The 13,318-nt window shown below is 39.5% G+C and carries 15 protein-coding genes; 6 read left to right on the top strand and 9 right to left on the bottom strand.

Annotated features, from left to right (window positions below; translation table 11 throughout):
* Positions 1-24: 24 nt before the first annotated feature.
* Positions 25-798 (bottom strand): DUF4931 domain-containing protein, encoded by a 774-nt coding sequence (locus QNH29_RS25480; protein ID WP_283862054.1) that lies wholly within the window; start codon positions 796-798, stop codon positions 25-27.
* A gap of 128 nt (positions 799-926) precedes the next feature.
* Here QNH29_RS25480 and QNH29_RS25485 point away from each other — a divergent pair, with 128 nt between their 5' ends.
* Both QNH29_RS25485 and QNH29_RS25490 read left to right on the top strand, forming a co-directional pair.
* A complete protein-coding gene (locus QNH29_RS25485; protein WP_283862055.1) occupies positions 927-1,058 on the top strand; it encodes a hypothetical protein in 132 nt (43 codons plus the stop codon).
* Positions 1,048-1,830, top strand: coding sequence for an undecaprenyl-diphosphate phosphatase (locus QNH29_RS25490; protein ID WP_283862056.1), 783 nt, complete (start codon positions 1,048-1,050; stop codon positions 1,828-1,830). The genes QNH29_RS25485 and QNH29_RS25490 overlap by 11 nt, the downstream gene beginning before the upstream one ends.
* 435 nt (positions 1,831-2,265) lie before the next feature.
* Here QNH29_RS25490 and QNH29_RS25495 read toward each other — a convergent pair whose 3' ends face one another.
* Positions 2,266-2,928 (bottom strand): FMN-dependent NADH-azoreductase, encoded by a 663-nt coding sequence (locus QNH29_RS25495; RefSeq protein WP_283862057.1) that lies wholly within the window; start codon positions 2,926-2,928, stop codon positions 2,266-2,268.
* A gap of 242 nt (positions 2,929-3,170) precedes the next feature.
* On the opposite strand from QNH29_RS25495, the gene QNH29_RS25500 reads away from it, so the two are divergent.
* Genes QNH29_RS25500 through QNH29_RS25515 form a run of 4 tightly spaced genes read left to right on the top strand, consistent with a single transcriptional unit; the run spans position 3,171 to position 6,468 of the window.
* Complete coding sequence (locus QNH29_RS25500) at positions 3,171-4,109, top strand: substrate-binding domain-containing protein (RefSeq protein WP_283862058.1); 939 nt, start codon at positions 3,171-3,173, stop codon at positions 4,107-4,109.
* Complete coding sequence (locus QNH29_RS25505; protein ID WP_283862059.1) at positions 4,103-4,969, top strand: ABC transporter substrate-binding protein; 867 nt, start codon at positions 4,103-4,105, stop codon at positions 4,967-4,969. The genes QNH29_RS25500 and QNH29_RS25505 overlap by 7 nt, the downstream gene beginning before the upstream one ends.
* 30 nt (positions 4,970-4,999) lie before the next feature.
* Positions 5,000-5,698 carry an ABC transporter permease gene (locus QNH29_RS25510; RefSeq protein WP_283862060.1) on the top strand — a complete coding sequence of 233 codons (699 nt, stop codon included), beginning with the start codon at positions 5,000-5,002 and terminating at the stop codon, positions 5,696-5,698.
* The gene (locus tag QNH29_RS25515; RefSeq protein WP_283862061.1) at positions 5,695-6,468 is read left to right on the top strand and encodes an ABC transporter ATP-binding protein; all 774 of its coding nucleotides are present in this window, start codon (positions 5,695-5,697) and stop codon (positions 6,466-6,468) included. Before QNH29_RS25510 ends, QNH29_RS25515 begins: the two co-directional genes overlap by 4 nt.
* A 10-nt stretch (positions 6,469-6,478) precedes the next feature.
* On the opposite strand, the gene QNH29_RS25520 is transcribed toward QNH29_RS25515, so the two are convergent.
* The 7 genes from QNH29_RS25520 to QNH29_RS25550 form a co-directional block, all read right to left on the bottom strand.
* Positions 6,479-7,855 carry a HAMP domain-containing sensor histidine kinase gene (locus tag QNH29_RS25520; RefSeq protein ID WP_283862062.1) on the bottom strand — a complete coding sequence of 459 codons (1,377 nt, stop codon included), beginning with the start codon at positions 7,853-7,855 and terminating at the stop codon, positions 6,479-6,481.
* Entirely contained in the window at positions 7,833-8,543 is a 711-nt protein-coding gene (locus QNH29_RS25525) for a response regulator transcription factor (RefSeq protein ID WP_283862063.1), read from the bottom strand. Before QNH29_RS25525 ends, QNH29_RS25520 begins: the two co-directional genes overlap by 23 nt.
* Positions 8,544-8,815: 272 nt before the next feature.
* A complete protein-coding gene (locus QNH29_RS25530) occupies positions 8,816-10,330 on the bottom strand; it encodes a flotillin lipid rafts scaffold protein FloT (RefSeq protein ID WP_283862064.1) in 1,515 nt (504 codons plus the stop codon).
* 13 nt (positions 10,331-10,343) lie between these two features.
* Positions 10,344-10,877: an NfeD family protein gene (locus tag QNH29_RS25535; protein WP_283862065.1), complete on the bottom strand. Its 534-nt coding sequence runs from the start codon at positions 10,875-10,877 to the stop codon at positions 10,344-10,346.
* A gap of 124 nt (positions 10,878-11,001) precedes the next feature.
* Positions 11,002-11,736 (bottom strand): amino acid ABC transporter ATP-binding protein, encoded by a 735-nt coding sequence (locus QNH29_RS25540; protein ID WP_283862066.1) that lies wholly within the window; start codon positions 11,734-11,736, stop codon positions 11,002-11,004.
* 21 nt (positions 11,737-11,757) lie between these two features.
* Positions 11,758-12,453 (bottom strand): amino acid ABC transporter permease, encoded by a 696-nt coding sequence (locus tag QNH29_RS25545; protein WP_283862067.1) that lies wholly within the window; start codon positions 12,451-12,453, stop codon positions 11,758-11,760.
* Positions 12,440-13,273, bottom strand: coding sequence for an amino acid ABC transporter substrate-binding protein (locus tag QNH29_RS25550; protein ID WP_283862068.1), 834 nt, complete (start codon positions 13,271-13,273; stop codon positions 12,440-12,442). Before QNH29_RS25550 ends, QNH29_RS25545 begins: the two co-directional genes overlap by 14 nt.
* Positions 13,274-13,318 lie beyond the last annotated feature (45 nt).

The following is a 13,318-nucleotide window of genomic DNA, read 5'->3' on the forward strand; positions in this document are numbered from 1 at the left end:
TATAAAAAAGTGGAAGCCACTTGGTCAGGCGCTTCCACTGATAGTATATTTATTTCTAATATCATCTGCCATCCAATGTAAATTATCCGGTACTTGGGGAATCCCGTAGCCGATATAAAGTGGAGTGGTAACAAATCGGGGAACAACTTTTACATATATCCTTCTATTATAATGGTGAAAGAAAAGATTGTAGCTGCTTGCCTTAAATGGGAAGTTATTGAGAATGTAATGTACCGCTTTTTGAAGATTAATACCAAAGGATTCATTATAACTAGCGTCTTCCATCACAATATTAAATTCATAAAAGCCTACCTTTGGCTTTGTCGATAGTGTAAATGTTACCCCATCCTTTTCTTCTATTATAATACCCTCAAACACTTCTTCAGATATGTTTTCCTTGTAATTAATATCATTTAAACCAATTATTTGCATATGAGGGTGAGCAATGGTTCCCCCTGACAATGGACCATGATTTTTGAAAAAGATAACTGATTCATATTTCCCGGTTTTATCTAAATCTAGCCAATTCCTCATTCCAAACTGTAACAGCCTATGTAGATAGGGAAGCTCATAGGTTGATAAATCACCATGACAATCATCTGTTTCAATAAGAACCGTTTGGTAGGCATTTTCTAAAACTGGATATTTATTTTTCAGTAATATAATAGGTCCATCCACTTCAATAATGTCGGTCAATTCGCCTCGCGCACAAAAAGGGCATGCCTGCTCTTTATTTCTGATACTTTCTGGTTTCTTAACTCCGATGGATGTATTGAAATGTAGATGGTGATTTTTCAAATGTGCAGCTCCTCTCCAAAATACTTACTTCTATTTTATGGGAGATTTCACTGCTTTTGCACTATTTTTGCCTTGCTAATGTTTGAAATTTTGACTGCTCTACAGCAATTCTTTAATTTTGCACTCTGTTGAATGGAGCGTGGGATCAGCTGACCGGCGCCAAAACAGCAAAAATTTATTGCTTATTTGTTGAGGGACGTGCATATCTTTACTATGTACAGGCTAACGGAGCAGAAAGAGAGGTTGGATATGTTAAGTAAACTAGAAGCACTTATATTAGGAATTATCCAAGGATTAACGGAATTTTTACCAATAAGCTCGACAGGACATTTATATTTAGGAAGGAATTTATTTGGTTTACAAGAAGCAGGTTTATTACTTGATACTATGCTTCATGTCGGTACCTTGCTTGCCGTTTTTGTATTCTATAAGGATGAGTTTGTTAAGATTATTAAAAATCCTTTTAGTAAGCTCAGCTTTCTATTGATCGTGGGGACCATTCCAGCTGTTGTGATAGGTTTGCTGTTCAAAGACTACTTTGAAGAAATTTCAAAGACAGGTGTTACCATTGGCTGGGAGTTTTTAGTTACCGGTTTGTTTCTCTGGATTGCTGATTCAGCAAAAAATGGTTATAAAAATATGGATGATATTAGTTATACGGATGCTTTCATCATTGGCTCTTTTCAGGCTGCAGCTATTTTCCCAGCGATTTCTCGCTCAGGGTTTACGATTGTCGCAGCGTTATGGAGGAAGTTAGACCGCGAAACAGCAGCCTATTTTTCTTTCCTGTTATCTACTCCGGCCATTGCCGGGGCCGTTGTGCTGCAATCAATGGATTTATTTGGAGGCGCAGGAGAGGAAATTTCACTATCTGCGTTAATCGTGGGGATTGTCTCTTCTGCCCTATTCGGATATGTTGCGGTGAAGTGGATGATTGGATTTTTAAAGAAGCGCTCTTTAAAACCGTTTGCCATTTATGTCTGGGTTCTAGGTTTTGCAGTTCTATTTTTCCAGTTTACAGGAAAATTTTGAAGCCAACCTCCATGTTATTGGAGGATTTTCTATAAGACGGGATGATTGAGGACAAATCTCTTTGGTCTCCTCTGGTGTTTTGTCCTCAAGACACTCGATTGAGGACTAATCTCCTTGGGCTCCTCTGGTGTTTTGTCCTCAAGACGCCCGATTGAGGACTAATCTCCTTGGGCTCCCCTGGTGTTTTGTCCTCAAGACGCCCGATTGAGGACTAATCTCCTTGGGCTCCTCTGGTGTTTTGTCCTCAAGACCCCCGATTGAGGACTAATCTCCTTGGGCTCCTCTGGTGTTTTGTCCTCAAGACACTCGATTGAGGACAAATCTTCTCGTCACAGCTAGGGTTTTGTTCACAAGAAGAGGTTCTATTCCTAGTTCGATATTTAAGAAACTCAACAAAAAATGCGGCTCGATACTCGAGTCGCATTTTTCATTCTATTAAACTGTAACGGTTTCTTTTGCCATTTCTCTTGCAGCTTCGATGACTTGTTCTTTTGCCTTCGCCATGATTTCTGGAACTTGTTTTGGAAAATGATCCATACCTTCTGCAAATACAGTCGGCATGACTTCCATACCTAAGAATCCAAGTACTTTTGTTAGGAAGCGGTCTCCAAATTCAAATTCGACCATTGGACCCGTTGAATAAATGCCGCCGCGTGTTTGAATATGAAGAGCTTTGCGATTTGTCAGCAGCCCTTTTGCCCCTTCATGGGTATTAATAAAAGTTTTATTTACGATAAATAAATTATCAAGGAATGCTTTTAAAATAGCCGGTGATCCAAAGTTCCAAATTGGTGTAACAAACACATAATAATCGGCTGCAATAAATCGATCAGCCAGTGCATGCATAGCAGTGATTTGTTTTTGTTCTCCATCTGAAAGTTCATCAAAGGTCTTGCCCATGAAAGATAGTTTAGCGCGGGCATATAATAAATCCATATCAATTTGCGGGATATCCATATCGTATAAATGCATATGTTCTATTTCGACATCAGGCTTTTGTTTCTTAAACTCTTCTAAAAATGCCTCACCTAACTGCATTCCCTTCGATAATTTTATATCATTTTTTGGGTTAACAGTAATATATAGAAGTTTTGCCATCTCAGCTTCATCCCTTTGTAATTAAATTTTCATCTATTCATATAGTACATCAAACTCTTTTGTTCACAGATGAACAATCAGTGAAGTTTATGAAGAAAGTGTGAACTTTTCAATTACCCATGAACAAAAAGTGACAATTACAAATAAAACTTAACGAAACTTAACAAAACTTAACAAAAGTCACAGGAACCATAGTATATTTGTATTATATTTACTTTGCTAATGAAAGGAGGCACACACTAATGAATGGAAAGGCTTACACACCAGATGAAGTTGCTCAATTGTTTCAGATTTCTAAGCATACGGTTTATGAACTTATTAAGCGAGGTGAACTTCAGGCGTTTAAAGTTGGCAACAAAATGAGAATTGAATATGAAGAGATTGAACGATATAAGGAAAGCACAAAAGCACCTGCAAAAAAGAATCAAGCGGAGCAGATTGACCCCCCTGCTTCCATTCAAATTCGATTATCCGGCAGCCATGACTTTTTAGTAGAACATTTTGTAAAACAAACATCAAAAGATTTACACCTGCAAATTCAGCCAACCTACATAGGAAGCCTTGAAGGACTGATGATGCTTTATCGGGGCCAAACCGATATTGCAGCCGTCCATTTATTAGATCCAGCCTCACAAGAATACAATCTCCCATTTATCAATCAGCTATTTGTACACGAATCCATTTGTGTGGTTCGGTTTGTCTCTAGGGAACAAGGTTTTATTGTAGCAAAAGGGAATCCAAAAGGGATATCGAACTTTGGGGATCTCACTAGAAAAGATATCCAGTTTGTTAACCGCCAAAAAGGGGCGGGGACAAGATTTCTTTTTGACTCCCTGATTGCTAAACAAGGGATTGATCCTGCTGCTATAAATGGCTACGAAAACGAGGAATGGAATCATTTATCGACTGCTTCTTATATAAGCAGGGGCATGGCTGACGTTGCCTTTGGAATTCACTCAGCTGCCAGTCATTTAGGACTGGATTTTATTCCAGTGACCAAGGAACAATTTGATCTCGTATTCCGATTTACAAAAGATAACAAAGAAACTCTAGTTGAATTAATTCACTACCTTCAGTCTGAAAATTTTAAAATCAGCTTAACGAATCTAGAAGGATATGATATAGCAGATTTAGGAAAAATTATCTATCAAACTAGTAAAATGGAGGAGTTTTCATGTTAAAGAATCGCTTTTTTGCTGCACTATTCATATTCATGCTCCTTATTCTATCTGCTTGTGGAAATACTGCCACAGACTCAGCAGATGCAAAAGAGAAAAAGACTGAACCGAACGCAGAACCGACTGAACTCATCCTGGCAACGACAACGAGTACCCAGGACAGCGGCTTACTAGATGAATTGCTGCCAATCTTTGAAAAAGAAAACAATGTAAAGGTAAAAACGATTGCCGTTGGTACTGGACAAGCATTAGAAATGGGCACAAAGGGTGAAGCAGATGTCCTTTTAGTCCATGCTCCAAAATCAGAGGAAGAACTGGTAACAAGCGGTGACGCCGTCAATCGTAAACGCGTGATGTACAATGACTTTATTTTAGTAGGTCCTAAAGATAACCCAGCAGGTGTTAGCGGTGATGACGTTAAAGCAGCATTTCAAAAAATCACTGAAGTGAAAGCAAACTTTATTACTCGCGGCGATGACTCTGGTACCCATAAGAAAGAACTAGGAATCTGGACAGCTGCTAATATCCAGCCAACTGGTGACACCTACATCTCCACAGGACAAGGAATGGGGGCTTCTTTACAAATTGCCAATGAGAAAAATGGCTATATTTTAACAGACCGCGCGACATGGCTGGCACAGGAGAAAAACTTAACCAACCTAAAAATCGTCGTTGAGGGCGGCAACGATCTCATGAATATTTACCATGTCATGCAGGTAAATCCTGAGAAACACGATATGGTTAACAGCAAAGACGCAGAAAAATTTGTGGAGTTCATGGTAGATTCAAAAACACAAGATGTCATTGAAAGCTTTGGAAAAGAAGAATTTGGACAGTCATTGTTTATTAAATATACAGAATAACCCTAGGACAAGTAAAAAGGAGCAGGCAGGATGGAACTTATTATCGATGGACTGAAGAAAGCGGTAGAAATGATACTAACCGGTGATAAAGAGATCTTTGAAATTACCTGGTTAACACTAAGAGTTTGCTTTATGGCTATCGTTATTAGTTCCATTATTGGCCTGCCACTTGGAATGCTGCTTGGCCTAAGAAAATTTAGAGGCAGAAAAATACTACTTGTTTTCATTAATATCGGTATGGGCTTACCCCCTGTTGTTGCAGGATTATGGATCACCATGCTTTTATGGCGTTCTGGTCCCCTTGGACATTTACAATTGCTCTATTCCCCAACAGCCATTGTTATGGCTCAAGTACTGGTTTCCTTACCGATTGTCACAGGGTTAACAAGCTCTGCTTTTCAACAAATCAATGATAAAATGCTTTTGCAAATTAAGGCACTTGGCGCAACGAAATTACAAACCATTATAATTCTTTTCAAACAAACCAAAATTGCTATTGTTGCTGCCATAATGGCAGGGTTTGGCCGTGTGATCGCAGAAGTTGGTGCTGCAATGATGGTAGGTGGTAATATCCAAGGAGATACCCGTATACTAACCACTTCCATTGTTATGGAAGTTTCAAAAGGTAATTTTGATGTGGCCTTAGCAATTTCCTTCATTTTATTAACGGTTGCATTACTCATTACTGCAGTGTTAACGATGTTACAGCAAAGGAAGCGAGTATCATGAATCCATTAATTGAGCTCAAAAACATTACCTATCAGGCACATAATAAAACCATCCTAACGATCCCTCATTACCAAATCCATGCTGGTGAATTTCTCGGTATCATGGGACCTAACGGTGCCGGAAAAAGCAGCTTGCTGAAAGTAATAGCTTTGTTGGACAGAATCAGTAGTGGTGAGATTCTCTACCGCGGGCAAGTCGTTCCAAATGGAACTCCCTCCCTTGAACTGCGGAGAAAATTCTCAGTGGCCCTGCAGCAATCGCTGCTGTTAGAAGGAACTGTTTTTAACAATATTGCAATTGGTTTAAAGTTACGAAAGGTACCCAAAGCGATCATAAAAGAAAAGGTATCATTATGGATGGAACGGTTTCAAATTAGTCACCTTGCGAAAAAAAATGTCCATTTCCTTTCGGGCGGTGAAGCTCAGCGTGTAAACCTTGCAAGAGCGATGATCGTTGAGCCTGAAATCCTTTTTCTAGATGAACCTTTTTCAGCACTAGACTTTCCTACAAAAATTAAATTAATGGATGACTTTAAAGGTATTATAGAAGGTTCAGGAACCACAACAGCTTTTGTCAGTCATGATTTGATGGAAATTAATTATTTAACAAGTACCCTTGCAATTATCGTAAACGGAGAAATTAAGCAATATGGCCCTACTCAGAGAGTCCTTGAACACCCCAATTCAGCGACTTCTCCTTTCCTAAATGAATGGAAGAAATTCTATCCCTTACAGGCTAACCAGCAAAAGCCGCTAACCCTTATGAGATAGCGGCTCTTTTTTAATCTTCGTCTTCAGGGAACCATAAGATGATACTTGTTCCCTTATTTTTTCTGCTTTTTACCTTTATAGTCCCTTTATGTGCTTCCATTAACGCTTTGACAATGGAAAGACCAATTCCAGCTCCGCCCGTTTTTCGATCACGCGATTTATCGCCGCGGTAAAAGCGCTCAAATATATGGGGAATATCTTCCTCTGACATCCCAGAGCCTTCATCTTCAACCTTAAAACCTACATACCCTTCCTTTTCGGTGATGACAGATATGGTTACATTCTTTCCTTCAGGTGTATATTTAAGGGCATTGTTTAACACGTTGGAAAGAATTTGCATTAAACGATCCTTGTCAGCCGGGAAAAGGAGTTCCTGTTCAGGCTCTTCAATATGAAGTTGGACACCCTTTTGTTTGAACAATGGTACAAACATTTCCCATAATGCAGCCAGCACATTCCCGGCTTCAACCTCTACTTTTTCCAATTTAATTTGTGGATTCTCGGCAGCTAGCAGCTTCTCAAGCTCGTTTACCAGTCTTACTAGTCTCATAAGCTCTTCATGGCTTGATTGTAATCGTGCCGGTGTGGGCTCCCAAATCCCATCCTGGTAGGCTTCAATTTGGCTTCTTAATGTAGCAAGCGGCGTCCGAAGTTCGTGAGCTAAATCACCCGTAAACTGCTTCCTTAACATTTCACCCTTTGCCAATGATTCTGCTAAATTATTAAAGGATATTGCCAGCTGCTTAACCTCTGTAGGTAATCCAGTCAGAGGAATTCGGATTGATAGATTATGCTGCTGGAGCTCATTTGCTGCAAAGGAAACTTTATTTAAGCTAGACGTTATTTTTTTCGAGAATAACATACTAAGTAGAATGGATAACAGTATCGTTAGACAAACAGCTGCATAAATGTATAATTGAATGGTTTGTAAAAAATTATACTCGTCATCGATTAAGCCTATCGGGTAGATCGCAACAAGTTTACCAATCACTTTATTGTCTGCTTTTAACGTATAGGAAGCAGAATGCCACTCTTCATCATTCGGTTCAGGTTCAGTCAACCCTAGGCTGTTCAAATAGCCGACAATATTAGAGGTCCCCATTTGTAATTGACCACGGTTATCATACAAATCGAAATATAGCTGATCGGTCATCGCATGTTCGTGGAGGAAACCAAAAACTGGGTCCCTAGTAAAATGGCCATTTTTCTGATAGCCCTTTTCAATTTCTGTAATAATTCTATCAATCTTTTTTTCACGATTACGATCTAGATATTTCGTAAAGCTCTCTTCAAATCCCCACTGCATAAAAAAGCTGACAAAGAGGATCCCAATCAACGAGCTGAGTAATAAATAAAAGAGGATTCTAGACCGCAGTGTTTGAAACATCTAGTATCCCTCCAAATTTATAACCCATCCCAAATACGGTGAGAATAAACGTTGGCTGTCTAGAATCCAACTCAATTTTTTTCCGAAGGTTTTTAATATGTGTGTCAACACTGCGTTCGTAGCCTTCATAATACATTCCTTCATCCTGAATCTTTTCGAGTAAGTCCATCCTGCTGTATACTCTTCCAGGATTTAGCGCCATATTGGTTAACAGCTTATATTCTATCGGTGTCAAGATAACATCCTGTCCTTTGACGGTTACTTCCTTTTTGCTAAGGTCAATGGCCAGCTGTTTGTTATTGAATTCAATTCGTTCTACTTTCTCTGTTTTCTTCACTCTTCTAAGGATTGCCTGTACGCGTACCACTACTTCCCGCGGACTAAATGGCTTCGTTAGATAATCATCTGCCCCCATGACAATCCCATTGATACGGTCATCTTCTGCAGACTTCGCCGTCAGCATAATAATTGGGACATCAGATTCTTTTCGAACTAAGCGGCATACTTCTTCACCAGAAATATCAGGAAGCATTAGATCTAAAATTATTAAATCCGGATTTATTGATTTTGCCTTTTTTAAAGCATCTATTCCATTATCGGCACAATGAATTTCATAGCCTTCTCTTTCAAGATAGGCTTCGAGAACTTCTAGGATTCTTTTTTCATCATCAACTAGTAATATTTTCACTGTTCTCACTCCCTTAACTATAATATAGCATGTTGGGGAATGGCTGTTTCCATCTTCACAAATTCATCACAAGTTCTTCATAACATCTACAATATTTCTCGATAAGATGTACCTGTAGCAATGAAAGAGTTACTCATCACCTAAGGTAATGAACCTTCTTGCTTCCCAAATTTAATCTCTCTTTTTTACATATGGATTGCCTCGTTGTGAGGAATCCTTATTTTTTTGCGCACAAAAAAATCCTTATCATAAATGATAAGGACCCTCTTTGTTTACTCGTCTGTCTTTTTAATCGTTTCTGTCAGTTCCTCAATGCTTCGTTTTACATTCCCTTTCCCGGAATAGTTTTCAATAAGTTCTTTGACATCAATTCCGCTAGATGCTTTTAATGACTCTTGAAGAGTGGCCATTAGATTGGTAGCATACCCCGTAATCTTATTGGCACCGCCATTCTCTCCAGAACCCCCGGTGTCCACAACTGTAATCTTATCGATATTCGAAAGCGGGCTTGCCACTTGCTTCGCATATTCAGGCAGCATTTTGATGATCATATCTAAAATGGCTGCTTGACCGAACTGTTCGAACGCTTCTGCGATCTTTTCTTTCGCTTCTGCTTCTGCCAAACCCTTCAAGCGAATGATTTCTGCCTCAGCTGTACCTTGTGCCTTTTGGGCTTCCGCTTTGGATAAACCATCTAGGCGAACTCTTTCTGCTTCTGCTTTTGCCATGGCTTCGATCCGGTACTTATTCGCTTCTGCCTCTGCGATTTCCCTTGCTTTATTCGCAGCAGCTGCCTGTTCAACAGAGTACCTGTCAGCATCCGCTTTTTTCTTGACTTCAGAATCGTATTGACGTTCACGGCGCAGAATTTCTTTTTCTTCTAATTCAATCTGCTTTTGTCTTTCGATGATTTTAACTTGCATTTCCTGCTCGGTTACTTCCTGCTTCGCCCTTGCACTTTCCAATTCATACGCCATGTCAGCTCGTGCTTTCGCACTATCTTGTTCACGGCGGAACTCGGCAACTTTTAGCTGATTAACCTTCTCTGCCTCAGCAATTTCAGTTGCGCGTTCTAACTCAGAACGCTTTGCTTCCTTTGCTGCTTCGGCTTTTTTGATTCTCGTTTCTTTGTCTGCCTCTGCTGTGGCTATATCGGCGTCCCGTTTAACTTGAGCGATTCGTGGTTTACCAAGCGAATCTAGGTATCCGTTTTTATCGCGAACATCCCTAATCGTAAAGGAAACAATCACTAAGCCCATTTTTGCCAAGTCCTGTGAAGCCACTCGTTGAACCTCTTGCGAGAATTTATCACGGTTTTTATAGATTTCTTCAACAGTCATCGAACCAAGGATAGAACGCAAGTGACCTTCAAGTACTTCTTTCGCTTCATTTTCACGGTCATCCTTCGCTTTACCCAGGAACTGTTCAGCAGCAGTCGCAATTTCACTAATCGAACCACCGATTTTGATGATCGCAACACCATCCGCCATAACAGGCACACCTTGCTCTGTATATACTTCTGGTGTTGTTACCTCTAGCTTACTAGATAATAAACTTAACGGTTTTGCTTGTTGAAACACTGGTAAAATGAAACTACCACCGCCACGGATGATTTTTATTTTATTTCCTGATTCATCCACATGAACATTTCCGTTTCCTAAGAAACTGCCGGTAACAATCAATGCCTCATCCGGCCCTGCTGTCCGGTACTTCGTAATAAAAACACCAATTAAAGCAATCAAAATAAATGCAACTATACCAATTACAATCCAAAAACCTAATTCCATCTAGCCAACCTCCCTATAATAAATATGTCTCTACTTCTTGATGGGAACTAACTTGCAGTACTCCATCTTTTATATCAACTACAAGCACGTTCGTGCCATTTTCAATTTGAACACGATCGAAGCTTGTCGCTGGTTTTGCAATTCTTCCACTGATACTTTCAATCATTACTTCCCCATACCCATCAGCCGGAATCGCAGTAATCACCGTTCCAATCCTGCCTCTTAAGTCACTTTCTTTATATACAAGTGACTCTTCGGCATTCGATAATGGAATTAGAACAAATACGTTTAAAAAAGTAACGAGGATAAAGGCTATAATTGCTGATATTCCACCGATTACCAAGTAATGAATCGCGGAAAGCTTTTCAAATAAATACCCGCTTGCTGAAAAAAGGGTTACAAATGATAGAATAATTACCGGATTAAGAAAATCTGGTCCATCAAAGTGAACAACGTCTCCAAAGAATACATACAAAATGGTCAAAATCCCTGAGCCAATTAATCCATATAAATAAATCGTTTCTAATGGCAAGTTAAATACCTCCATCGGCACCACTCCCTTCCTTATGTATGCAACTTTAATACGTTCCAATTATGGAAAAGTTTCACAATTTTATAATTAAATTTTACCTAAATAATAAAAAAAGTGCTATGACTTTTGCCATAAGCACTTACTGAATCATATTTAAAAATTTCCTAGTACGCTCTTCTTTTGGATTGGTGAAGATTTCTTCTGGTTTATTCCTCTCAACTACAACACCTTGATCCATAAAAATAACTTCATCTGCAGCCTCTCGGGCGAAGCGCATTTCGTGTGTGACCACCATCATCGTCATTCCTTCGTTAGCGAGGTCCTTCATCACTTTTAATACTTCACCTACGAGCTCAGGGTCTAAGGCTGAAGTCGGTTCATCAAACAACATCACCTTTGGCTCCATTGCTAATGCCCTGGCAATCCCAACCCGCTGCTGCTGGCCGCCTGAGAGCTGTGCAGGGTAAAAGTCTAGTTTATCCCCCAGCCCCACCTTTTCTAATAATGTCTGAGCCTTATTTCGAGCAGAGTCCTTATTCTCATTTTTTACGATTACCGGCCCCTCCATCACATTTTCCAGTGCTGTTTTATGAGGGAATAGGTTATAGCTTTGAAAAACCATACCGGTTAATCTACGGAAGGAGGCGATGTTCTTTTTTGGTACATTACCCGAGAAATCAAGGGTGTTTCCCTCAATGGATATAACACCCTTCGTTGGTGTTTCTAATACATTTAAGCAGCGAAGCATCGTGGTTTTCCCAGACCCAGACGGCCCAATAATCACAACTACATTCCCTTTTTTTACATCTAAATCAATCCCTTTAAGAACCTCTAATTTACCAAATTGCTTATATAATCCTTGAATCGAAATCATCGTAGGTAGCCCTCCCTTCTATTACACGTACCGATCGAGTTTCTTTTCAAAGTATTGTTGAAAAATGGAAAGAATAAAGCATATAACCCAATAGATCAATGCCGCTTCCGAATAGACTAATAAAAATTCATAATTGCTTGCAGCTATTTCTTGAGCTTTGCGAAACATCTCGGATACTAGCACTAAGGAGGCAAGGGAAGTGTCCTTCACAAGACTAATAAATGAATTTGAAAGTGGAGGAATCGAAACTCTTGCTGCCTGAGGCAGGATAATTCTTCTCAAAACCTGGGAATAACTCATTCCAATGGAATAGCCTGCCTCCCACTGGCCTTTTGGCGTAGAGAGAATCGCTGCACGAATAATTTCAGAAGTGTATGCCCCGACACTCAATGAAAAACCAATTACGGCAGCTATATAGGAGTCAATAATAATCCCGATATTAGGAAGACCATAAAATATAATAAAAAGCTGTACTAATAGCGGTGTTCCACGAATGGCTGAAACATAGACTCTTGCTATTATCTGAAAAACTTTCACATGTGAGATTCGGGCCAAGGCAGTTAAAATAGCTAAAATCAAGCCAACTATAAACGTAATGATTGTTAGCGGTATTGTATAAAAAATAGCCCCTTTCAGAAGGGGCAGAAAGGAACTTTGAGCTATATCCATTAGACGCGCGGTTCGCTCTGGGTCAGTAAAAATACTATTTAAGTACATCTTCACCAAACCATTTCTCTGAGATTTTTTTGTATGTGCCGTCTTCAACCATTTCTGTTAAAGCCTTATTCACTTCGGTTACGAGCGTATCACTATCTTTTCTAAACATAAGCCCGCTGGCTGATGCGTCTTCACTTGTTGCGGCAATTTTTATTGGCGCCTCTGGTCTTTGCTTTGTATAATCTAAAAACGAAATCCGATCGTTAATCGTTACGTCAACACGTTTAGATGCAAGAAGTTCAACAGACTGGGTAAAACCTTCCACACTAACTAAATTAGCACCATATTTTTTTGCCATATCTCCATAGTTACTTGTCAGAGACTGAGCAGCATTTAAGCCTTTAATGTCTTCAAAAGTCTTTACTTCATTATTATCCTTGTGCACAATCAGAACAGCCGCAGATGTAATATATGGATCAGAAAAATCGTATTTTTCCTGACGGTCAGGGCGGATTCCGACCTGGTTAGCAATCATATCAAATCGCTTTGCGTCGAGCCCTGCAAAAATGGCATCCCACTGTGTCTCTTTGAACTCAGGTTCTACCCCTAAACGTTTTGCAACTTCTGTTGCAATCTCAACATCAAATCCGGTAAGATTACCACTCTCATCATGAAAAGTAAATGGAGCATATGTACCTTCAGTTCCAATTAAGAGTTTGCCATCATCCTTAATCTTCGCTAATAAATCTTGATCATCAGCCTTATCAGCTGCTTTGTTGTCTTCCTTTTTATCCTCATTTGCCTTATCATCTTTTCCACATGCTGATAAAATCAACATAAAGCTGACTAAAAGTGCAAAAACAATAGTTAATTTCTTCATTTCTACTTATCCTCCTAATTCTGATTGTTTTTCTCGGATTTGATT

The sequence above is a fragment of the Neobacillus sp. DY30 genome, from assembly GCF_030123065.1.
GTDB lineage: Bacteria > Bacillota > Bacilli > Bacillales > Cytobacillaceae > Neobacillus.

What these genes read in the sequence shown, in the direction of transcription:
- QNH29_RS25535 (WP_283862065.1), bottom strand. Translation starts at nt 10,877, where the DNA reads ATGGAGGTATTTAACTTGCCATTAGAAACGATTTATTTATATGGATTA.
- QNH29_RS25545 (WP_283862067.1), bottom strand. Translation starts at nt 12,453, where the DNA reads ATGTACTTAAATAGTATTTTTACTGACCCAGAGCGAACCGCGCGTCTA.
- QNH29_RS25515 (WP_283862061.1), top strand. Translation starts at nt 5,695, where the DNA reads ATGAATCCATTAATTGAGCTCAAAAACATTACCTATCAGGCACATAAT.
- QNH29_RS25530 (WP_283862064.1), bottom strand. Translation starts at nt 10,330, where the DNA reads ATGGAATTAGGTTTTTGGATTGTAATTGGTATAGTTGCATTTATTTTG.
- QNH29_RS25550 (WP_283862068.1), bottom strand. Translation starts at nt 13,273, where the DNA reads ATGAAGAAATTAACTATTGTTTTTGCACTTTTAGTCAGCTTTATGTTG.
- QNH29_RS25540 (WP_283862066.1), bottom strand. Translation starts at nt 11,736, where the DNA reads ATGATTTCGATTCAAGGATTATATAAGCAATTTGGTAAATTAGAGGTT.
- QNH29_RS25495 (WP_283862057.1), bottom strand. Translation starts at nt 2,928, where the DNA reads ATGGCAAAACTTCTATATATTACTGTTAACCCAAAAAATGATATAAAA.
- QNH29_RS25490 (WP_283862056.1), top strand. Translation starts at nt 1,048, where the DNA reads ATGTTAAGTAAACTAGAAGCACTTATATTAGGAATTATCCAAGGATTA.
- QNH29_RS25500 (WP_283862058.1), top strand. Translation starts at nt 3,171, where the DNA reads ATGAATGGAAAGGCTTACACACCAGATGAAGTTGCTCAATTGTTTCAG.
- QNH29_RS25505 (WP_283862059.1), top strand. Translation starts at nt 4,103, where the DNA reads ATGTTAAAGAATCGCTTTTTTGCTGCACTATTCATATTCATGCTCCTT.
- QNH29_RS25510 (WP_283862060.1), top strand. Translation starts at nt 5,000, where the DNA reads ATGGAACTTATTATCGATGGACTGAAGAAAGCGGTAGAAATGATACTA.
- QNH29_RS25520 (WP_283862062.1), bottom strand. Translation starts at nt 7,855, where the DNA reads ATGTTTCAAACACTGCGGTCTAGAATCCTCTTTTATTTATTACTCAGC.